At 69.0% G+C, this 20875-nt stretch carries 19 protein-coding genes; 14 read left to right on the plus strand and 5 right to left on the minus strand.

Translation table 11 applies throughout. The features are described 5' to 3' along the window. Nucleotides 1-64: 64 nt before the first annotated feature. The 3 genes from EV192_RS23405 to EV192_RS23415 all read right to left on the minus strand — a co-directional run bounded on the left by EV192_RS23405 (nucleotide 65) and on the right by EV192_RS23415 (nucleotide 4992). Nucleotides 65-1732, minus strand: coding sequence for a substrate-binding and VWA domain-containing protein (locus EV192_RS23405; RefSeq protein WP_132118824.1), 1668 nt, complete (start codon nucleotides 1730-1732; stop codon nucleotides 65-67). Between the two features lie 236 nt (nucleotides 1733-1968). Continuing rightward, complete coding sequence (locus tag EV192_RS23410; protein ID WP_132118826.1) at nucleotides 1969-3762, minus strand: AMP-dependent synthetase/ligase; 1794 nt, start codon at nucleotides 3760-3762, stop codon at nucleotides 1969-1971. 234 nt (nucleotides 3763-3996) lie between these two features. After that, a complete protein-coding gene (locus EV192_RS23415; protein ID WP_243727018.1) occupies nucleotides 3997-4992 on the minus strand; it encodes an asparaginase in 996 nt (331 codons plus the stop codon). Nucleotides 4993-5045: 53 nt separating this feature from the next. Here EV192_RS23415 and EV192_RS23420 point away from each other — a divergent pair, with 53 nt between their 5' ends. Beyond that, complete coding sequence (locus EV192_RS23420) at nucleotides 5046-6284, plus strand: SGNH/GDSL hydrolase family protein (RefSeq protein WP_132118828.1); 1239 nt, start codon at nucleotides 5046-5048, stop codon at nucleotides 6282-6284. Nucleotides 6285-6333: 49 nt separating this feature from the next. On the opposite strand, the gene EV192_RS57435 is transcribed toward EV192_RS23420, so the two are convergent. Continuing rightward, a complete protein-coding gene (locus EV192_RS57435) occupies nucleotides 6334-6888 on the minus strand; it encodes a zinc ribbon domain-containing protein (protein ID WP_424923374.1) in 555 nt (184 codons plus the stop codon). An 876-nt stretch (nucleotides 6889-7764) separates the two neighbouring features. Between EV192_RS57435 and EV192_RS23430 the strand changes: the two genes are divergently transcribed. From EV192_RS23430 to EV192_RS23450, 5 genes are all read left to right on the plus strand, one after another. Beyond that, nucleotides 7765-8502: an SDR family oxidoreductase gene (locus tag EV192_RS23430; protein ID WP_132118830.1), complete on the plus strand. Its 738-nt coding sequence runs from the start codon at nucleotides 7765-7767 to the stop codon at nucleotides 8500-8502. A gap of 70 nt (nucleotides 8503-8572) precedes the next feature. Continuing rightward, nucleotides 8573-9262 carry an ABC transporter ATP-binding protein gene (locus tag EV192_RS23435; RefSeq protein WP_132118832.1) on the plus strand — a complete coding sequence of 230 codons (690 nt, stop codon included), beginning with the start codon at nucleotides 8573-8575 and terminating at the stop codon, nucleotides 9260-9262. Next, the gene (locus EV192_RS23440) at nucleotides 9259-9936 is read left to right on the plus strand and encodes an ABC transporter permease (protein WP_132118834.1); all 678 of its coding nucleotides are present in this window, start codon (nucleotides 9259-9261) and stop codon (nucleotides 9934-9936) included. The genes EV192_RS23435 and EV192_RS23440 overlap by 4 nt, the downstream gene beginning before the upstream one ends. 11 nt (nucleotides 9937-9947) lie before the next feature. After that, a complete protein-coding gene (locus EV192_RS23445; RefSeq protein WP_165960559.1) occupies nucleotides 9948-11072 on the plus strand; it encodes a sensor histidine kinase in 1125 nt (374 codons plus the stop codon). Next, complete coding sequence (locus tag EV192_RS23450; RefSeq protein ID WP_132118838.1) at nucleotides 11069-11674, plus strand: response regulator transcription factor; 606 nt, start codon at nucleotides 11069-11071, stop codon at nucleotides 11672-11674. Before EV192_RS23445 ends, EV192_RS23450 begins: the two co-directional genes overlap by 4 nt. Here the strand turns inward: EV192_RS23450 and EV192_RS23455 are convergent. After that, entirely contained in the window at nucleotides 11671-12408 is a 738-nt protein-coding gene (locus EV192_RS23455) for a FadR/GntR family transcriptional regulator (RefSeq protein WP_132118840.1), read from the minus strand. The genes EV192_RS23450 and EV192_RS23455 overlap by 4 nt on opposite strands. 97 nt (nucleotides 12409-12505) lie before the next feature. Between EV192_RS23455 and EV192_RS23460 the strand changes: the two genes are divergently transcribed. From EV192_RS23460 to EV192_RS23495, 8 genes are read left to right on the plus strand one after another with little or no spacing between them, the layout of a single operon-like run. Continuing rightward, nucleotides 12506-13966, plus strand: coding sequence for an ABC transporter substrate-binding protein (locus EV192_RS23460; RefSeq protein ID WP_132119760.1), 1461 nt, complete (start codon nucleotides 12506-12508; stop codon nucleotides 13964-13966). Further along, on the plus strand, nucleotides 13963-14910 hold the full coding sequence (locus tag EV192_RS23465; RefSeq protein WP_132118842.1) for an ABC transporter permease: 948 nt from the start codon (nucleotides 13963-13965) through the stop codon (nucleotides 14908-14910). The genes EV192_RS23460 and EV192_RS23465 overlap by 4 nt, the downstream gene beginning before the upstream one ends. Continuing rightward, nucleotides 14907-15713, plus strand: coding sequence for an ABC transporter permease (locus EV192_RS23470; protein WP_132118844.1), 807 nt, complete (start codon nucleotides 14907-14909; stop codon nucleotides 15711-15713). The genes EV192_RS23465 and EV192_RS23470 overlap by 4 nt, the downstream gene beginning before the upstream one ends. Next, entirely contained in the window at nucleotides 15710-16465 is a 756-nt protein-coding gene (locus EV192_RS23475; protein WP_132118846.1) for an ABC transporter ATP-binding protein, read from the plus strand. Before EV192_RS23470 ends, EV192_RS23475 begins: the two co-directional genes overlap by 4 nt. A gap of 31 nt (nucleotides 16466-16496) precedes the next feature. Continuing rightward, a complete protein-coding gene (locus tag EV192_RS23480; protein WP_243727019.1) occupies nucleotides 16497-17219 on the plus strand; it encodes an ATP-binding cassette domain-containing protein in 723 nt (240 codons plus the stop codon). Continuing rightward, entirely contained in the window at nucleotides 17219-18661 is a 1443-nt protein-coding gene (locus tag EV192_RS23485; RefSeq protein WP_132119762.1) for an aldehyde dehydrogenase family protein, read from the plus strand. Before EV192_RS23480 ends, EV192_RS23485 begins: the two co-directional genes overlap by 1 nt. After that, nucleotides 18658-19431, plus strand: a complete 774-nt coding sequence (locus EV192_RS23490) for an SDR family NAD(P)-dependent oxidoreductase (RefSeq protein WP_132118850.1) — start codon at nucleotides 18658-18660, stop codon at nucleotides 19429-19431. Before EV192_RS23485 ends, EV192_RS23490 begins: the two co-directional genes overlap by 4 nt. Beyond that, nucleotides 19428-20786, plus strand: a complete 1359-nt coding sequence (locus EV192_RS23495; protein ID WP_132118852.1) for an amidase — start codon at nucleotides 19428-19430, stop codon at nucleotides 20784-20786. The genes EV192_RS23490 and EV192_RS23495 overlap by 4 nt, the downstream gene beginning before the upstream one ends. Nucleotides 20787-20875: the final 89 nt, after the last annotated feature.

The following is a 20875-nucleotide window of genomic DNA, read 5'->3' on the forward strand; positions in this document are numbered from 1 at the left end:
CGGGATCTGGACCGGCCGCCTCGGTTTGTAACTCTTCTCCGCGAGTGGGCATCGCGGGCATATCTCACGACTTGCCGGAGATGACCCGGCTCAACGCCTGGAAGAAGATCTCGTTGATCTTGTTCGGGTCGGCGGTCGCGAACACCTGGCCGCCGGTGGGCTTCACGATCGCGCCCAGCTCGTCCTTGTCGACCTCGGGGCCGATGCCGATGAACACGATCGGCAGCGGCCGGTTCGGGTCCTGCAGCTTGGCCAGCTGGCCGACCAGGTCGTCCCGGGTGATCGACTTCTTGTCCGCGTTCTGGCCGTCGGTCAGGATCAGCACCAGGTTGATCCGGCCGGGCTCCCAGTTCTGCCTGGCCGACTGGTACGCCGCCAGCGTCGTGTCGTACAGCCCGGTCTCGCCGTTCGGCTGCACCTTGATCGCCCGCAGCTTGTCCAGCGCGCCGTTCGGGATCGCCTCGTCGAGCGGGGCGACCGGCAGGACCTCCCGGTAGTCGTTGTCGCCGTCCAGGTTGGTGGAGAACACCCAGATCCCCAGCTTGGTGTGCGGGTTCATCAGCTTGATGCCCTGCTCGGACGCCTCGAGCGTGACCGCCATCCGGGTCTTGCCGGATCCGGGGATCGTGCTGTTCATCGAGCCGGACACGTCCAGCACGGCCTGGATCCGCGACGACCGGGTGATCCCGGCCCACGTGTTGAGCACCTGGTCCAGCTCGGCCGTGCGCGGCGGCGGAACGGGCCGCAGCAGCCGCACGATCGTCCGGTTGTCCGCGGGCGGAGTGCCCGGGACGCGGCCGTCCGGGAAGCGCAAGCCGTTGGCCGCCAACGGTTCCTGTGTGTCCTGGGACAGCAACGCGCTGCGGAACTTGGCAGCCGCGAGACCCACGTCGTCCGGCGACGGCAGCACGGCGTACGGGAAGTCCAGCGACGGCGCCGCCGGATCCGGGTAGACCGCGACCAACTGCTCGTTCTTGCGCTTGGTGTTGTTGTCCAGCAACGCGTGCTCGGAGGTGGGGAACGCGGTGAGGGCCGGGCCGTTCGGACCGCCCGCCCTGTCGAACAGCTCGGACGCGCCCGAAGCCGCGTTCGGGGACATCCTGCGCAGCGCGGCGACGTTGTTCGCGGCCGGGTCGGCGGTCAACGCGGTGACGCCGCGGACCGCGATCAGCGCGGACACGCCCACGGCGTCCACGGACGGGTCGACCATGCCCACAGTCAGGTCCGCGCCACCCGGACCGATCACGTCCGACCAGGTCAGCTGCTTGTCCGGCCAGCCACGCTTGCGGGCCTGCGGCTCGGCCAGCGCCATCACCACCGGCGAGCTGGCCACCGACGACCCGCTGTCCGGCACCTGTCCGGCGCCCTTCTCCCTGGCCCGGCGCAGCCACACGGTCGAGTCCGGGATCCACACCGCCGGATTGGCGGCCGGACTGTTCTGGGCCAGGCTGTCCGCCTCGGCCGAGGAGTCCCGGATGACCGTCTGGACGCGGTAGCACACGTTCGGGTCGTCCGGGTTCTGCGTGCGGGCCACCCGGTCCACCACACCGGCGATGTCCGGCGCGGCCACCACGTTCAGGGTGACCGGGTTGGCGCACGTCGCCTCCGGTGCACGCAACCGGTCCACGGTGAACCACGCGACTCCGGCGACCCCGCCGCCGACCAGGACGATGGCCAGGGCGAGCACCAGTTTGCGCCAGCCACGCTCCTCGACCATGCCGTGCCGGCCCATGGCGTCAACCTCCTGTCTCCCGCCGGCATTTTTCCGGCCAATCACGAAGTCATCTCGAATGTACTGCCTCGAATGGCGTTGCCGAATACGCCGTGTGCAGTAACACCGGTTTCGTCAATGATTGTCGTTTCAGCCGGCTGGATCGTTATCAATTGGAGGGTGTTGTGCCTGGCCGGACATGTTTTGTCATGCGCATGGTTCGTCACGAATTGTGATCGGTGACCTGAGGTGATCGGTCATGAGTAGAGAGCGGCCACATCCGAGGCGAAGTCCTTCATGATCACCGACCGCTTCAGCTTCAGCGACGGCGTCAGGTGCCCGGTCTCCGGGGTGAACTCGGTCGTCAGGATCCGGAACCTACGCACCGACTCGGCCTTGGACACCGCCTTGTTCCCATCGTCCACCGCGACCTGGATCTCGGCGTTGAGCTGCGGATCCTCCACCAGATCGGCCACCGAGGCGTCCGCCGGCTTGCCGTTCGCGGACTTCCAGAACGTGAAGTAGTCCGGCTCGATCGTGATCAGCGCGGCGATGTAACTGCGCCCGTCGCCGACCACCATGGCCTGGCCGACCAGCGGATGCGCCGCGATCCGGTCCTCGATCACCGCGGGCGCCACGTTCTTGCCGCCGCTGGTGACCAGGATCTCCTTCTTGCGGCCGGTGATCCGGAGGAACCCCTCGTCGTCCAGCTCGCCCAGGTCACCCGTGGCGAACCAGCCGTCGGCGTCCAGCACCGCCCGGGTGGCCTCGTCGTTCTGCCAGTACCCGGTGAACACCTGGCCGCCCTTGACCTGCACCTCGCCGTCGTCCGCGATCCGCACGGTCACGCCTGGCAGCGGGTGCCCGACCGTGCCCGCCTTGAACTTGCCCGGCGCGTTCACCGTGGACGCGGCGGTCGTCTCGGTCAGGCCGTACCCCTCGAGCACGGTCAGGCCGACGCCGCGGAAGAAATGTGTCAGCCGCAGACCGAGCGCGGCCCCACCCGAAATGGCGTACTTCGCCCGGCCACCGAGCGCCGCGCGCAGCTTCGAGTACACGAGCCGGTCGAACACCGCGTGCTTGAGCCGCAACACCAGCCCGGCCCGGCCCTCGGCCTCGCTGAACTGGATCGCGGTGGCCGCCGCCGCGTCGAAGATCTTGCCCTTGCCCTGCGCGTGGGCCCGCTGCCGGGCGCCGTTGTAGACCTTCTCCAGCACGTACGGCACGGACAGGATGAACGTCGGCCGGAACGTGGCCAGGTCATCGGTGACCTTCTTGACGTCGGCGGTGTGCCCGAGCCGCGCCCGCGCCATCACCGCGCCGACCTCCACCATCCGGCCGAACACGTGCGCCAGCGGCAGGAACAGCAGGGTGGACTTCTCCGCCAGGTCGGTGCCCTTGAACACCAGGTCAAGCATCTCGACCACGTTCGCGCCCTCGGCCCAGAAGTTCGCGTGGGTCAGCACACAGCCCTTGGGCCGGCCGGTGGTGCCGGACGTGTAGATGATCGTGGCGACGTCCGCGGCCTTGACCGCCTTCCGCCGTTCGTCCACGGTCTCGGCCTTCTCGTCCGCGCCAGCCGCGACGACCTCCTCGACCGCGCCCTTCTCGATGTTCCACACCTGCTTGAGCGCGGGCAGTTCGGCCCGGACCGCGTCCACCTTGGCGCCGAGCGCGTCGTCCTCCACGATCACCGCGACACTGCCGGAATCCGACAGGATCCACTGCACCTGCTCGTTCGACGACGTGGCGTAGATGGGCACGGGCACCGCGCCGACCGCCCAGATCGCGAAGTCGAACAGGGTCCACTCGTACCGTGTCGCGGCCAGGATCGCGACCCGGTCACCGGCGCCGATGCCGGAGCCGACCAGGCCCCTGGCGAGGCGTACGACCTCGTCGGCGAACTCCTTCGCGGTCACGTCTTCCCAGGTCGCGCCCTTCTTGCGGTTGAACACCACGGTGTTCGGCGCCTCGGCCGCGTTGGTGTAGATGAGGTCGGCCAGTCCACCGCCATAGGGCTCCACCAAGGGGGCGACCGCGATCTCGCGCATACCTCACTCCTCCGACCTGCTACTACCCGGTAACCAGGACCAACATATTGCCTGCCAAGTGGAGCAACGGCCAGAGGGCGCACCCGAATCGGTACCTACCGGACTTCTCGCCCGGCCGGCGGCCGTCCGGTTGGCCGGCAAACGTTTTCCCGGTCCGACGGAAATGTATGACGGGCATTTGTCGGTGGGGGTGGGCGGCCCCTGTAGGGGGTCGGCAATGGACACAGTATCGGTTCAGCTCACTTGGATCTCACCGGAGTCCTGAAATGCTCTCGTGATCTCTTCGCGACCCGCGCCGGCCGCCACCAGAACGTGCAGAAGCACCCGTGCCTTGAACGGATCCAGGAATCCGGCGTTGATCAGCCCGCGGGACAGCAGGTCCTGTTCGGAACCCGGATATCCATATGTTCGGCGGAGGACCGGCCCGGAACCGGTACGGGACGCCAGGACGACCGGTTTGGCGTCGGCCAGCTCGTGCAGCAACGGCACCAGCCTGCTCGGCACGTGCCCACCGCCGAACCCGGCGATCACCAGACCGTCGGTGTGCTCCGCGAACGGCCGCAACCAGCTGCCGTCGTCGCCGAGGGCGGCGTGCACCATCCCGATGGACGTCGTCCGGGTGCCGCGCGGCAGCGGCGGGCACGGGCGGGGGCGGCTGAGCAGGACGAACTCGTTCTCCACGATGTGCCCGATCGGGGCCGCGTTCGGCGACGTGAACGCGTTCGTGCTCGTGCTGTGCGACTTGCGGACGTAGCGCGCCGCGTGGATCTCGTCGGACATCACCACCACACAGCCGAGACCCCGGGCGTTCGGGTCGGCCGCCACCCGGATCGCGCTGAGCAGGTTCGCCGGACCGTCCGGGCTGGCCTGGGTGGGGTGCCGCATCGCGCCGGTCATCACGATCGGGGTGTCGCCGCCAATCGTGCGGTCCAGGAAGTAGCTGGTCTCCTCGATCGTGTCGGTGCCCTGGGTCACCACGATCCCGTCGGCGCCGGCCGCGATCTCCCGTTCGATCACGGTCGCCAGCTCGGCCATCACCCCGAACCCGATGTCCGGGCTGGGCAGCCGCCGGAAGTCGTGCGTGGTGAGGTCCACGTTCACCTCGGCCAGCTCGGGGATGGCCCGCAAGAGGTCGGCGGCGGCCAGCTTGGGGACGACGGCACCCGACTCGGTGCCCGGCGTCATGGCGATCGTGCCGCCGAGGGTCAGCATCGAGACCTTCTGTTTCACGAGGTCAAAGGGTAACTCCCGAAAATGTCAGACCCCCGTGCTTGGATCGGGGTATGCGAAAGAAGCTGCTTCTCAAGCTGGTGGCCACCTTTGTCGGCACGGTCACCGCGATGGGACTCGTGGGCGCCCCGGCGTCGGCGAGTCCGTCTGGGGGCTGGGAAGGTACCTGGACGGCGTCGCCGCAACGGCCCGGCGCCGGGTTCAGCCCGAACTGGTCGGTGGCCGGATTCGCCGACCAGACCGTGCGTCAGGTCGTCCGGATCAGCCAGGGCGGGCCGTCCGTCCGCGTCCATCTCACCAACGTCTACGGGTCCGCACCGCTCGCGGTGACGGGCGCGACAGTCGGCCGCGCCGGGACGGGCGCGGCAGCGACTTCCGTGCGGCCGTTGACTTTCGGCCACTCGCGTTCGGTCGTCATCCCCGTGGGGCACGAGATCTCGAGTGACGCGGCGCCATTACCGGTGCGGCCCTTGGAAAGCCTGACGGTGACGATCTACTTCGCCACGCAGACCGGCGCGGTCACGTACCACGCGGACGCGGAGGCGACGAGCTTCCGTGCCCCGGGCGACCACCGCTCGGACGCCGCTGGCACGGCGTTCACCGAGACGTCGACGTCCTGGTACGCGCTCGCCGGTGTCGACGTGGCGGACTTCTCGCCGCGGCGGGACGTGGTCGTCACGTTCGGCGACTCGATCACCGACGGCGCCTTCGCGGGCGTGGACCAGAACGCGCGATACCCGGACGAGCTGGCCGAGCGGTTACACGGGCGGCTCGGTGTGCTGAACGCGGGGATCGGCGGCAACCGGGTGCTGAACGACTCACAGTGCCTGGGGGACAAGGCGACCACCCGGTTCCGCCCGGACGCCCTGGCCCAGCCCCACCTGCGGACGGTGATCGTCCTTGAGGGCATCAACGACATCGGAGCCAGCGAGTTCAACGATTTCGACTGCTTCAAGCCGAACCCACGAGTCGCCGCGGCCGAACTGATCGCCGGCCACCGCGAGCTGATCCGCCAGGCACACACAGCCGGCGTCCGCATAGTCGGCGCAACCCTGTTGCCCTACAAGGGAGCGGTCTACTACACCCCCGCGGGCGACCAGGTGCGCACGGACCTGAACAACTGGATCAGAACCTCCGGCGAATACGACGCGGTCATCGACTTCGACCGAGCGATGGCCGCCCCAACCGACGCGAACGCGATGAACCCCACCTACGACAGCGGAGACCACCTCCACCCGAACGCCCCCGGCTACCACGCAATGGCCGAAGCCATCAACCTGCACACCCTTTGACGTCCTGCCCACCGTCAACGGGTCGGCATTCCGGCCTGCGTGGCTAAGGTCATGCTTCCGCTGGGGCCGACTGCGGGACCGGGCTCCCGTCCGACACCGGCTCCACAGGCATTGATCTGTCGGCCCGTCCGGCCGCCAGGATGTCGGGTGCCGCGTTGTGGTCCCGGTCGTGGACCGCGCCGCAGGGGCAGGTCCACGACCGGAGGTGCAGCGGGAGCTTGTCCCCGACCGCACCACACGCCGAACACCGGCGGGTGGCGGGAACCATCGGTCGATCCGGCCGAAGGTGCGCCCGTACCGGACGGCCTTGTGCGCCAGCATCGCTGTGAACTGCGCCCACCCGGCGTCGTGCACGGACTTCGCCAGCCCGGTCCGGCCGAGACCCACCACACAATGGCGCGGACTTCGACTTCCGGGGTGGTGAGGCGCCCAAGCCGAGGGCGCGGTCTGGGTTTCCGCCGGCGGGAACTCGGTTGTCCGTGTTGCCGAAGGCGGTGCGGTCCTGCAACGCGTCGAGCTCGGCGAGAACCGGGCACCTTTCGAGGCGATGCTTGGTGGTGCTTGGGTGGTGCTTGGGTGGTGCGGACCGGCGGACACTGTTCATCCTCACCGCTCATTCTCACCGCCGAATGGCGGCCGGGCGACGACGCCACCGCCAACCTCGAACGGCTGACCAACGGGCCTCACACCGGAGAGATCCGGACACACCGCGTGCCCGCGTGCCTGTGCCGGGCGGCCATGACAGGCGGTCCAGGACGACCTCGATCGGCCGGCCTGGTCTCGGGCGGCTGTGATCTGCCGCCGGGCATGCCTTCTTGACCGGCCAGTCGTGGGTCGGCGAGACCACTGCCGGTCGGACACCCGGCCTGGCCTCGGATGGCTGTGATCCGCCACCGGGCGCGCCTTCTTGACCGGCCAGCCGTGGGTCGGCGAGACCGCTGCCAGCCCGGCACACCCGGCCTGGTCTCGGGCGGCTGTGATTCGCCGCCGGGCACGCCTTCTTGACCGGCCAGCCCTGGGTCGGCAAGACCACTGCCAGCCCGACACCCGGCCCGGCCTCGGACGACTGCGATCCGCCACCAGACGCGCCTTCTTGACCGGCCGGCCCTGGGTCGGCAAGACCCTGCCAGCCCGGCACACCCGGCCTGGTCTCGGGCGGCTGTGATTCGCCGCCGGGCACGCCTTCTTGACCGGCCAGCCGTGGGTCGGCAAGACCGCTGCCAGGCCGACACCCAGCCCGGCCTCGGACGGCTGCGATCAGCTGGCCCGACGGCGGCTCTACTTCGGGCGGCTGCGATCAGCTGGCCCGGCGCCGGCTCCGCTTCGGGCGGCCCCGATCGGCGAGCGCGACACCAGCCCGGCCTCGTTGAGAGCCCGTCTGGTCCGTCGACTGGCCGATCTTCGTGGCGGAGCGGGGCGCTGAGTGGGGGCGGTGTGGGTGGAATCGCCTGGTGGGGTGGGCCGGTGTCAGACTCGGGCCATGAACCAGGTTGCTGTGATCACTGGGGCGGGGTCGGGTATCGGTCGGGCGGTGGCGGTCGATCTGCTGGATGCCGGATACCGGGTTGTGTTGGCTGGGCGGCGGGAGGACAGGTTGCGGGAGACCGCCGCGATGAGTGCGGGGCGTTCGGTCGTTGTCCCTACGGATGTGGCGGATGTGGGTTCGGTCAGGGCGTTGTTCGGACTGGTTCGGGCCGAGTTCGGTCGGCTGGATCTGTTGTTCAACAATGCCGGGCTGAGTTTGCCTGGCACGGTGGGGGACCTGTCGCTGGAGCAGTGGCGGACCGTGATCGACATCAATCTGACGGGTTCGTTCCTGTGCGCGCAGGAGGCTTTCAACATCATGCGGGCGCAGGATCCGCGGGGTGGGCGGATCATCAACAACGGGTCCATCTCGTCGGTGTCGCCCAGGCCGGCGAGTCCGGCCTACACGGCGTCCAAGCACGCGATCACCGGGTTGACCAAGTCGATCTCGTTGGACGGCCGGGCTTTCGACATCGCGTGTGGACAGATCGACATCGGCAACGCGGCGACCGACATGGGCAGTCGGATGGCGGACGGTGTGCCGCAGGCCGACGGGAGGATCGCGGCGGAGCCGATCTTCGACGTCCGGCACGTCGCGGACGCCGTGCGGTACATGGCCGGCCTGCCGTTGGACACCAACGTCCAGTTCATGACGGTCATGGCCACCAAGATGCCGTTCATCGGCCGGGGGTGACGGTCGTCATGGATGAGGTCACGATCCGCGACACTTACCGCTCGGGTCAGGAGTTCCTAGCGTTGTTCCCATGGAAACGTCGTTCGAGGGGGTCAGCTACTCCTACGGGAGGGTGCGGGCGCTGACCGACATCAGTTTTCGGGTCCCCAGTGGACAGTGCGTCGCGCTGCTGGGGGCCAACGGTGCTGGCAAGTCGACCATCGTGGACCTCATGCTGGGGCTGCGACGACCGCGCAGCGGAACTGTGACCGTTCTGGGGGGAACGGCGGTCGCCGCCGTCACCAGGGGACGGGTCGGGGCCATGTTGCAGACTGGCGGGCTGCCGGCCGACGCCACTGTTCGGGACGTGCTGGATCTCGCGCGCCGGCTGTACGGAAAACGCCGGAGTCTCAAGGAGTTGCTCACCATCGGTGGGCTGCAGGACGTGGCCCGGCGCAAGGTGGACGCGTTGTCCGGTGGGCAGGCCCAGCGGGTGCGGTTCGCGGTCGCCATGGCCGGCCGGCCCGAGTTGCTGTTCCTGGACGAGCCCACGGTCGCCATGGACTTCCGGGCCCGACGGCAGTTCTGGCAGTCGGTGAAGGCCGACGGGAACACGGTTCTGTTCGCCACGCACTACCTCGACGAGGCGGATGAGTACGCCGACTCCGTCATCGTCGTCGACCGGGGGCGGGTCGTCGCCGAGGGCACGCCCGCCGAGATCCGCGGCGACTCCCGGCTGGAGGACGCCTTGTTCGCGCTGACCGCTGAGGAGGACCGGTGACCGCGTTCATCCGTTTCGAAGTCATCCGGACCTTGCGCAACGTCCGGTACCTGGCGTTCCTGGTCGTCGTGCCGGTGCTGCTCTACCTGATGTGGGGGCGGACCGGCGGGCCGGGCGCGATGGTCGCGATGGCGGTCTACGCCGCCTGCGGCGGGGCGTTGCTGGGCGGTGGCAGCACGATCGCGGAGGATCGGGCCACCGGGTGGCTGCGGCAGTTGAGGATCACGCCGCTGGCCGACCGGGCGTGGCTGGGCGGGAAGATCGTGCAGGGCACGCTCATGGCCATCCCCGGCGCGTTGGTGGTGTGCGTGGTGGCCGCGTCCACTGGGCACGTCAGCCTGTCCGTCGGGCAGTGGGCCGGGCTCGGGGTGCTGATCCTGGTGGGCTGCCTGCCGTTCGCCCTGATCGGTGTGTTCGGCGGCATGTTGTTCAAGGGCAAGACCGCGACTGTCGCGTTGATGCTGCTGTTCATCGCGTTGATGCTGGTCGGTGGCGTCATCACCGGGGGCCAGCAGATCGTGTCGTGGGGGAATGTGGTTCCGTCCTATGACCTAATGGCTGCCGGCATTCAGATCGTGCACGGTACTCCGATTGGCGGCGGGTACGTCGTCAACCTGGGCGGATGGGCACTGCTGGGTGGTGCCGCTGTGCTACTGAGGTGGCGCAGGGCGTAACAATGACCGGTGTGACCGTGGATGATGATCTCACCGACGACCGGCTCCAGATGATGTGGAACCGGCGCCTGTGGTCCCGGTTCGTGCTGATGTACGTGGGTATGGGTGCCTCCACGGCGATCTACCTCACCAATCGTCCACCCGTATGGCAGGCCGTGCCGGTGTTGCTCGCCGCGCTGGTCACCGCGGTGCTGGGCATGCGGACCACCTTCGAGCTGCCCATACCGTGGTTGCGTCGGCTGCCGTTCTGGCCGTCGTACATCGCGCTGGTACTGCTGTCCGTCGCGTTGCCGGCGGTCGCGGGCTCAGAGTGGTCGTTCAACGCGGCGTGGGCCGGTGCGGCCACCGGCTGGATCGGCGGCCGGTGGGTGGTGGTCAGGCTGGCCGCGATCGGCGCGGTGATCGGCTTGATCGCCTGGGTGCAACACTCCGATGCCGCGGTGGTCGTCTGGGTCGCGTTGACCAGTGTGGTCGTCGGGTTCTTCACCTCGCAGGCGCGCGACCAGATCGACATATTCTCCGAACTGCAGGACAGCAGGCGGGAGCGGGCCAGGCTGGCGGTGGCCGAGGAACGTGACAGAATCGCCCGCGACCTGCACGATCTTGTCGGGCACAGCCTGTCGGTCATCGCGGTGAAGACGGAGCTGGCCCGGCGCCTGGTGGCAGCCGATCCGGAACGGGCCGAGAATGAGCTGGCCGACATCGACACGGTGGTCCGGCGGGCGTTGTCCGAGGTCCGACAGGCCGTCACCAACTACCGCCAGCCCACTTTGGCCGGTGAGCTCGCGTCGGCCCGTCGCGCGGCTGCGTCAGCTGGCATCGACTGCCGGGTCCAGGCGCCGGAAAGCTGGAACCTCCCCATGCCGGTGGATGGCGCGCTGGCGTGGACCGTCCGTGAAGGAGTGACGAACGTGCTGCGCCACAGCCGTGCCGCCAACTGCCGGATCCAGTTGTCCATCGTGGACAGTTCGGCGGAGTTGCGGATCGCCGACGACGGCGCCGGCCCGGACGAGCCGGACAGCCGGGGCAACGGCCTGGTCGGCCTGGCCGAGCGGGTCCAGGCGCTGGGTGGCTCGATGTCGTCGGGTGCCGGCCCGAACGGCGGGTTCGTCGTGCACGTCCAGGTCCCGGCATGATCAAGCTGTTGCTGGCCGAGGACCAGACCATGTTCCGCGGCGCCATGGCCACCCTGCTGTCCCTGGAACCGGACCTGGAGGTGGTGGTCCAGCTCGGCCGGGGGGACGAGGTGGTGCCCGCGGCCGAGGCGTTCCAGCCGGACGTGGCCCTGCTGGACATCGAGATGCCCGGGATGGACGGCCTGGAGGCCGCCCGCCGGCTCAGGACCCGCGTCCCGGCGACCAAAGTGGTCATCCTGACCACGTTCGGCCGGCCCGGCTACCTGCGCTCGGCGGTCGACGCCGGTGTCGCCGGGTTTCTGCTGAAGGACGCGCCGGTCACGGAACTCGCCGTGGTGATCCGCCGGGTCGCGGCGGGCGAGCGGGTCGTCGACCCGTCACTGGCGCTGGCCGCGTTGAGCGAGGGCGCGAGCCCGCTGACGCCGCGGGAGACCGAGATCCTGGCCGCCTCCCGTGGCCACGGCACGATCGCGGAAATGGCCCGTGGCATGCACCTTTCGCCTGGGACCGTACGGAACCACCTGTCCGCGGCCATCCAGAAACTGGGCGCCCGCACCCGTGCGGAAGCCCTTGACATCGCGGAGTCGAAGGGCTGGCTCTAGCCCAACAACGGCGACAGCATCTCCCGCTCGGTCTCGGGCAGGTACGGCGCGTACGAGTCGTGCAGCGCCCGCCGGGCCAGCTGGGACGCCAACTCCCCGTCACCGTCCCGAATCGCCTGCAGCACCTCGGTGTGGTGGCGCAGATAGCTCAACATCAACGCCCGCTGGTCCGCCGCGTGCGCGATCCGGTCGGCGATCAGGTCCACCACCACTTCGCGGACGACGTCGCTGCACACCACGATGAGCGTGTTCTGGGTGGCACGGGCCACCGCCTCGTGGAACGCCACGTCCGCGTCGCTGAACGCCGAGTAGCCCTCGTCCACGGCGGCTGCCATCGCGGCCAGGGCCACGTCCATCTCGGCCAGTTCGTCGGCCGACCGCAACCGGGCGGCCAGCAGGTAGGCGGAGCCTTCGAGGAGCATCCGGAACTGCAGCAGCTCGCCAAGTGACATCGAGGTACGGGCCAGGCGCCTCATGGACTTGTGCAGGTTCTCCGGGGACGCGGCCAGGATCTCCGGACCGCGCGGGTCGCCCGCCCGGGACTGGATCATGCCGTTGCTCTGCAGCACGCGCAGCGCTTCCCGGATCGTCGAGCGGCTGACCCCGAACTGGGTCATCAGGTCCCGTTCGCTGGGCAGTCGGGCGCCGGGACGCAACCGGCCGGTGAACACGGCCTGCTCGATCTGGTCGACCACTCGCTCGTACGCCCGGATCGGGCTCACCGGCTGGAACATGGGATCACTCCTCTTGACCAGCACCGGACCGAGTGGGAAGGTCCACTGGTCGGACCAGCATACTAGGTGGTGGTGGCCAGTGCGGGCAGTTGTCGCGATGGTGGCCGTTGCCGCGCTGGTCGCGGGATGTTCGGCGGGGTCGTCCGCGTCCGCCCCGAACGACCCGGACGCGATCTCGATCGGGTTCACCGCGGAACCGGCCAACCTGGACTTCACCCATGCCGATGGTGCCGCGATCCCGCAGGTCCTGCTGACCAACGTGTACGAGGGCCTGGTCAAACTGGACGCCACCGGCAAGATCGTCCCGTTGCTGGCCCGGTCCTGGACGGTGAGCGACGACCAGCGGACGTACGACTTCGACCTGCGGCCGGACGTGCGGTTCAGCAACGGCCAGCCGTTCGGCGCGGCCGACGTCAAGTTCTCCCTCGACCGGGTGAAGAGCGACTGGACCATCTCGTTGAAGTCCAAAATGGACGTGGTGGACCACGTCGAGGTCCTGGCGCCGGACCACGTCAGGGTGGTGTTGCAGCGGCCGAGCAACAACTGGCTGTTCGACATGACCACCCGGGTCGGCGCGATGTTCAGCCCGAGCGGGGTGGCCGACCTGGCGAACACCGCGGTCGGCACCGGCCCGTACGTGTTCGCCGGCCGCAAGCGCGGTGACTCGATCGTGCTGCGCGCGAATCCCGGCTACTGGGGCCGCGAACCCGTGTACACCACGGTGTACCTCAAGTACTTCAAGGACCCGACCGCGCTGAACAACGCCTTGCTGAGCAACGGGATCGACGTGATCTCCGCGGTCACCACGCCGGACTCGATCCCGCAGTTCGAGTCGGACGACCGGTTCACGGTCGTGCAGGGCACCACGAACTCCGAGGTCACGTTGGCGTTCAACAACGCCAAGGCGCCGCTGAACGACAAGACTGTCCGGCAGGCGTTGACGTACGCGATCGACCGGAAGGCGGTCATGGCCACGGTCGCGGCGAACCGCGGCACGTTGATCGGCAGCATGGTCCCGCCGACGGACCCCTGGTACGAGGACCTGTCGAACGTCTATCCCTTCGATCCGGCCAAAGCGCGGGCGTTGCTTGCCGGCCGGCACCTGTCGCTGCGACTGCGGATCCCGAACCTGCAGTACGCGTTGTCGGCGGCCCAGGTCGTCGCGTCGGAGTTGACCGACGTCGGGGTGAGCGTGCGCATCGAGCCGCTGGACTTCCCCGCGGTCTGGCTCAAGCAGGTCTTCACCGACCACGACTTCGACATGTCGATCATCCAGCACGTCGAGGCCAGGGACATCGTCACGTTCGACAGTCCCAAGTACTACTGGGGATACGACAGTCCCAAGGTGCGGCAGCTGATCACCCAGGGCGACACGGGAACACCCGCCGACCAGGTCACGGCCATGAAGGAGGTGGCGCGGACGCTCAACGCGGACGCCGCCGCCGACTGGCTGTTCCTGTTCCCGAACCTGGTGGTGGCCAAGCGCAAGGTCACCGGACTGGTGACCAACCAGGTGAACGAGTCGTTCGACCTGAGCGGCCTGGGGCGGGCCGCATGACCCTCCGGATAGCCCGCCGAGCCGCGATCTTCGTCGTCAGCGTCGCGGTCGCGTCGGTCGCGGTCTTCCTGTTCATGGCCGTGTTGCCCGGCGACCCGGCGCAGGTCGCGCTCGGCGTGAACGCCACTCCCGATCTGGTTGCCAAGACGCGCCATGACTTCGGGATCGACCGACCGTTGGTGACGCAGTACTTCTCTTGGATCGGCAACGTGTTCACCGGGGACTTCGGGCGGTCGTACGTCACCCGTGACCTGATCGGGCCGCAACTGGTCGACCGGCTCGGGGTGACGCTGTGGCTGGTCGGCGCCGGGACGGTGGTGGCGGTGCTTATCGCGGTCCCGTTGGGGACGTTCGCGGCGGCACGGCACCGGAAAGCCAGTGGGGCAGTCGTTTCCGGGCTGTCCCAGCTGGGTGTCGCCGTGCCTGCCTTCCTCGCCGGGATCCTGCTGGTGCAGATCTTCGCCGTGCAGTTGCGGTGGCTGCCGTCCGGTGGCTGGACACCGCCGAACCAGGACTTCGGCGAGTTCGTCCGTGGGCTGGTCCTGCCGGCGTTGTCCTTGGGACTTGTGCAGGGCGCGGTGCTCACCCGCTACGTGCGTTCGGCGGTGCTGGACACCTTGCGCGAGGACTATCTGCGGACCGCGCGAGCGAAAGGTCTTCTGCCGTGGCAAGCGCTGATGCGCCACGGACTGCGTAACGCGGCTGTGCCCGTGGTGACGGTCCTGGGGTTGCAGTTGACGACGTTGCTCATCGGCGCGGTGGTGGTCGAGCGGGTGTTCGTGTTGCCTGGCCTGGGAAGCATGCTGTTGGACTCGGTCGCCTCCCGCGATCTGTTGACAGTTCAGGGAATCGTGCTGGTGCTGGTGGTCGCGGCGCTGCTGGTGAACTTCGTCGTGGACGTGCTGTACACCGCGATCGACCCACGGCTGCGGAGGTCCCGATGAGAACGCTGGGGACCGGGGCGATCCTGGTCGGACTCGTGGTTGTCGCAGCACTGGTGTCTTTTGCCTGGACGCCGCACGACCCGCTGCAGGTGGACGCGGCGATCCGGCTGCTCGGCCCGACCGGCGACCACGTCCTCGGCACCGACAAGTTCGGCCGCGACCTGCTCAGCCAGATCATGGTCGGCGCCCGGACCACGCTCTACGTCGGTGTTGTCGCGGTGGGTGTGGCCGCGGTGATCGGCACCCCGTTGGGGATCCTTGCCGGAATGAGTCCGCGCTGGCTCGGTGAGTTCGTTATGCGGGTCAACGACTTGCTGCTGGCGTTCCCCGCGCTGCTGCTGGCGATCATGTTCGGCGCGGTGTTCGGCGCCGACACCCTCACGGCGATGATCGCGATCGGCATCGCGACGGTTCCGTCGTTCGCGCGAATCGCCAGATCGGGGACACTGCAAGTGATGAGCACTGAGTACGTGCTCGCGGCGCGCGCGGCCGGCAGGCCACGGCTGGCGATCGCGGCCAGACACGTCCTGCCGAACATCGGCGGGCTGCTGATCGTGCAGTGCTCGGTGTCGTTCGCGATCGCCGTGCTCTCCGAGGCCGCGCTGTCGTTCCTCGGCTTCGGCACCCGGCCGCCGACGCCGTCGTGGGGGCGGATGTTGCAGGAATCGCAGGAGTTGCTCGCCGTGCAGCCCAGGCTCGCGCTGGTGCCGGGGATCGCGATCGCCGTCGCGGTGCTGGGTTTCAACCTGCTCGGCGACGGGCTACGGGATCGCCTTGACCCGAAACTGGCAGGCCACCGATGAGCGTGCTCACTGTGCAGAGCCTGACCGTGTCCGTCGACGGCGACTGGCTCGTCGACGACGTGTCGTTCGAGATCGAGCCTGGGGAACGGGTCGGGCTGATCGGCGAGTCCGGGTCCGGCAAGACGTTGACCGCGTCCGCGGTGATGGGCCTGGTGTCCGACGAACTCACCGTGCGCGGGTCGATCCGGCTCAACGGCAAGGAGATCGTCGGCGCCAGGGAACGGGAACTCGCCCGGTCGCGCGGTCGGGATATGGCCATGGTGTTCCAGGAGCCGATGACCGCGCTCAACCCCACCATGCGGGTCGGCAAGCAGGTCGCCGAGGCCATGCTCGTGCACCGGACCCGCCCGGACCGGCGCGACGCCACGAAAGCCGCCGCCGAGCTGCTGGATCTCGTCCAGCTCCCGGACCGGGCCGCGAAGGCGTATCCGCACCAGCTTTCGGGTGGGCAACGGCAGCGCGTGATGCTGGCCATGGCGCTGGCCAACGACCCTTCGCTGCTGATCTGCGACGAGCCGACCACGGCGTTGGACGTGACCGTGCAGAAGCAGATCCTGGAGCTGATCCTGGCCGCCACCGACGACAAGGCCCTGTTGTTCATCACCCACGACCTGGCCGTGGTCGCCTCGGTGTGCGAACGTGTGATGGTCATGCGGGACGGGAAGATCGTCGAGTCCGGGCCCGTGCAGGATGTGTTCACCAGCCCGAGCCACGAGTACACCGAACACCTGCTGGCGGTGTCCCTTGATTGAGGTTCGTGACCTTCGGCGGAACTACCAGGGTATGGCGGCGCTCAAGGGGGTGTCCTTCGAGGTCATGGCCGGGCAGCGGTTCGGGATCGTCGGCGAGTCCGGCTCCGGGAAGTCCACATTGGTCAGACTGCTGGCCGCGCTGGACCGGCCGACCGGTGGGACGATCTCCTTCCGCGGTGTCCGGATCGACCACCTGCCGGAACGGCGGCTCAAGTTCCTCCGGGACGAGCTGCAGATCGTCTTCCAGGACCCGATGGGCTCGCTGGATCCGCGGATGCGGGTGAAGGACATCATCTGCGAGCCGCTGGGCCGCGCCGACGACCGGGCCGGTCGGCTGCGGGAGCTGCTGGACGCGGTCGGCCTGCCGCAGGACGCCGCCGCCCGGTATCCGCACCAGTTCTCCGGTGGGCAGCGGCAGCGGATCTCCATCGCCCGTGCCCTGGCGCCGCATCCCAAGGTGCTCGTCGCGGACGAGCCGGTCAGCGCGCTCGACGTGTCCGTCCGGGCCCAGATCCTGGACCTGCTGGTGGATCTGGTCGAACGCTACGACCTCACGCTCGTCTTTGTGTCCCACGATCTTTCGGTGGTCCGACGCGTCTGCGACACGGTCGCGGTGCTGCGCCGCGGCGAGATCGTCGAGCTGGGGGACGTTGAGCAGGTCTACCAACGGCCGGCGCACCCGTACACGCGGGAGCTGATCGCCGCGGCTCCGACGCTCCGCGGTGCGCTGGCGAGGTTCCAGGAGGGATCATGATGTTCGACCCGCCCTACCCGCCCGGACTCCCGATCGGAGCCGAGTGGATACCGACGGCCACCCGGCCGGTCACGTTCCCGTACGACGGAAGCGCGGTCGCCGAAGCCCCGGAAGGCACCAGTGAACTGGCGGTGAAAGCGATCGACGAAGCCGTGGCGGTCAAGGCCGCGGTCGCGGCTCTGCCGTCGCGCGTTCGCCGGCAGATCCTGACCGACACCTGGCAGGCCATCGAGAAGCACCGCGCCGAGTTCGAACGGTTGCTGGTGCTGGAGTCCGGCAAGCCGTTGGTGGACTGCCGCAACGAGGTGGCCAGGACCATCGTCACCTTGCAGGCGTCGGCCGAGGAGGTCGCCCGGTTGCACGGCGAGACCGTGCCGCTGGACCTGCTGCCGTCCGGGGACGGGCTGGTTGGCTTCTGGACCAGGCGGCCGATCGGGGTCGTCGTCGGCATCGCCGGGTTCAACTACCCGTTGCTGCTCGCGGCGCACAAGATCGCGCCCTCGGTCGCGGCCGGCTGCCCGGTCGTGTGCAAGCCCGCGCCTTCGACACCGTTGGCAACGCTGTGGCTGGTCCACTTGGTCCGGCAGGCGGCTGTCGAGGCGGGTGCGCCGGCTGCGTTCGTCCAGCTGGTCACGGGTGACGCCGAGGTCGGTTCGGCGTTGGTGACCGACTCGCGGGTCGGTGCCGTGTCGTTCACGGGTTCGGCGGCGGTCGGCCACCAGATCGCCCGCGCCGCGGCGCCGCGGAAGACGTTGCTGGAGCTGGGTTCCAACGCGGCTCTCGTCGTCGCTGAGGACGCTGACCTGGATGCGGCCGTGGACGCCGTGCTGCGCGGTGGTTTCTACGCGTCCGGGCAGGCGTGCATCTCGGTGCAACGGCTCATTGTCGTCGAGTCGGTTGTTGACGAGTTCACGAACCGACTCCAGGCCCGGCTCGGTGATGTCGTGACCGGCGATCCGCGCGACGAGGTGACCCGGGTTTCCGTGTTGATCGACGAACGGTCCACGAAACGCGTGCTGCAATGGGTTGACGCCGCCGTTTCCGCGGGCGCGCGGGTGCTGGCCGGCGGCGGGCTTGACGGCGGCGTGATCCAGCCGACCGTGTTGCTGAACGTGCCCGAGGACGCGGCGTGCTGGGTCGAGGAGATCTTCGGGCCGGTGGTGTGCTTGCGCACTGTGTCCACAGTGGAGGAAGCGTTCGCTCTGGTGAACGAGTCCCGGTACGGGCTGAACAGTTCGGTGTTCACCCGTTCGCTGGCGACCGCGTTCCGGGCGATCGACGAACTGGAGGTCGGCGCGGTCGTGGTCAACGAGGTACCCGGCTTCCGGTCGGACACCATGCCGTACGGCGGCGTGAAGGACTCCGGCATCGGCCGGGAGGGCCCGCGGTTCGCCGTGGAGGAACTGACCGTGACCAGGATGGCGGTGATCCGGCCGGCATGACCGACTACACCCAACTGTTCCGTTTGGACGGTCGAAACGCGGTCGTGATCGGCGCCGGCAGCGGCATCGGCCGCGAGTCGGCGTTCGCGCTCGCGGCCCACGGGGCCTCGGTGGTGTGCGCGGACGTCAACCTTGGGGCCGCCGAGGAGACCGCGTCGGCCATCGGCGCCGAGGCGTACCAGATCGACGTACTCGACCCCGACGCAGTCGAACGCCTCGCGGACCGGGACACGGATGTCGTGGTGCTCACGGCCGCAATGAACGTGCGCAAGCGCTTGCTTGAGTACACGCGGGCCGAGTTCGACCGGGTCGTCGCGTTGAACCTGGGCGCGACTTTCGACGTCGTGCGTGCGTTCGGCAGGCGAATGGTCGCCCGTGGCAGCGGCAGCATCATCGGGTTCTCGTCGATCCGCGGGACGACCGTGGAACCTGGCCAGAGCGTGTACGCGGCCACCAAGGCCGGGCTGGTGCAGCTGTTCCGGACCGCGGCCGTGGAGTTCGGGCGGCACGGCGTACGGGTCAACGCGATCGCGCCCGGTGTCGTGGAGACGCCGCTGACCGCGCAGATCAAAGCGGATCCCGCCTGGTACCAGGCGTACGCGGACAAGGGTGCGCTCGGTCGCTGGGCGCAGCCGTCGGAGATGGCGGGAGCCGTGGTGTACCTGGCGTCCGACGCGGCTAGTTTCGTGACAGGCGCGGTGCTGGCCGTGGACGGCGGCTGGACCGCGGTCGACGGACGGTTCGAACCACCCGAGGGGAAGAAAGCATGACTGAGCTGGCGGATGTGGCCGCGGTGGACCTGGTGCCCCGGTACCGGTCCGGTGACCTGTCCCCGGTCGAAGTGGCCGAGGCCGTGCTGGCCAGGATCGAGGCGCGGGAGCCCGAACTGCGGGCGTTCTACAAGCACGACCCGGCGGCCGTGCGGACCGCCGCGAAGGAGTCTGAGCAACGCTGGCGGTCCGGCAGTCCACAAGGGCCGCTCGACGGCGTCCCGATCACCCTCAAGGAGAACATCGCCACCGAAGGCGTTCCGATTCCCCTGGGCAGTGCCGCGACCGAGCTCGTGCCGGCCGTGCGGGACGCTCCGGCGGCGGCGCGCATCCGCGAGGCCGGCGCGGTGCTCCTTGGCAAGACGACCATGCCGGACTACGGAATGCTCACGTCCGGCCTGTCCAGCTTCCACCAGACCGCCCGCAACCCGTGGGACACCGAGCGGACTCCAGGCGGGTCGAGCGCGGGCGCCGGGGCCGCCGGTGCTGCCGGGTACGGCCCGCTGCACGTGGGCACGGACATCGGCGGATCGGTCCGGCTGCCGGCCGCGTACTGCGGTCTGGTCGGGCTGAAGCCCAGCTTCGGCCGGGTGCCCGTGGACCCGCCGTACATCGGCCGCGTGGCCGGCCCGATGACCAAGACGGTCGCGGACACGGCTCTGCTGATGAGTGTGCTGTCGCAGCCGGATCCGCGTGATCACATGAGCCTGCCGCCGAGCGACATCCCGTGGCAGTCCCTGGACGTCGACCCGACCGGCGTGCGGATCGGCCTGCACCTGGACGCGGGTGTCGGGCTGGCCGTCGAGCCGGAGATCGCCGCGGCGGTGCGTGCCGTCGCGGACGCGTTCGCCGCGGCGGGTGCGGTCGTCGAGCCGCTGGATCCGTTCGTCACCAGGGAGATGCTGGACGGGCTCGACCTGTTCTGGCGCACCCGGCTGTGGTCCGACCTGGTCAAGTTCGCGCCCGAGCGGCGGGAGCGGGTGCTGCCGTACATCCTTGAGTGGGCGCGGGCCGGCGCCGAGACCAACGGGGTCGACGTGTACCGGGGATTCAGCCAGATCGACGCGATGCGGGCGAGTGCGCTGCGGGCGACCGAGCGGTTCGACTTCGTGCTGTCGCCGACTTCGCCGACCCAGGCGTTCCCGGCGGAGTGGGCGTCGCCCGTGAACGATCCGGCCAAGCCGTTCGAGCACATCGGTTTCACGGTGCCGTACAACATGTCCGGCCAGCCGGCGGTGTCGGTGAACTGCGGGTTCACCACCGAGAAGCAGCCGATCGGGCTGCAGATCAGCGGGCGCCGGTTCGACGATCTCGGCGTGCTCCGAATGGCGGCGTGGTACCAGCGATCCCAGTAACGGACGCGCCCGGCGAATGGGTCTGGGGGACATTCACCGGGCGTGCCCACGCCCCAAGGTAGGGGCTGGCCAGCGGCTTCGACAGACCT

This window comes from Actinocrispum wychmicini (genome assembly GCF_004345645.1).
GTDB classification, from domain to species: domain Bacteria; phylum Actinomycetota; class Actinomycetes; order Mycobacteriales; family Pseudonocardiaceae; genus Kibdelosporangium; species Kibdelosporangium wychmicini.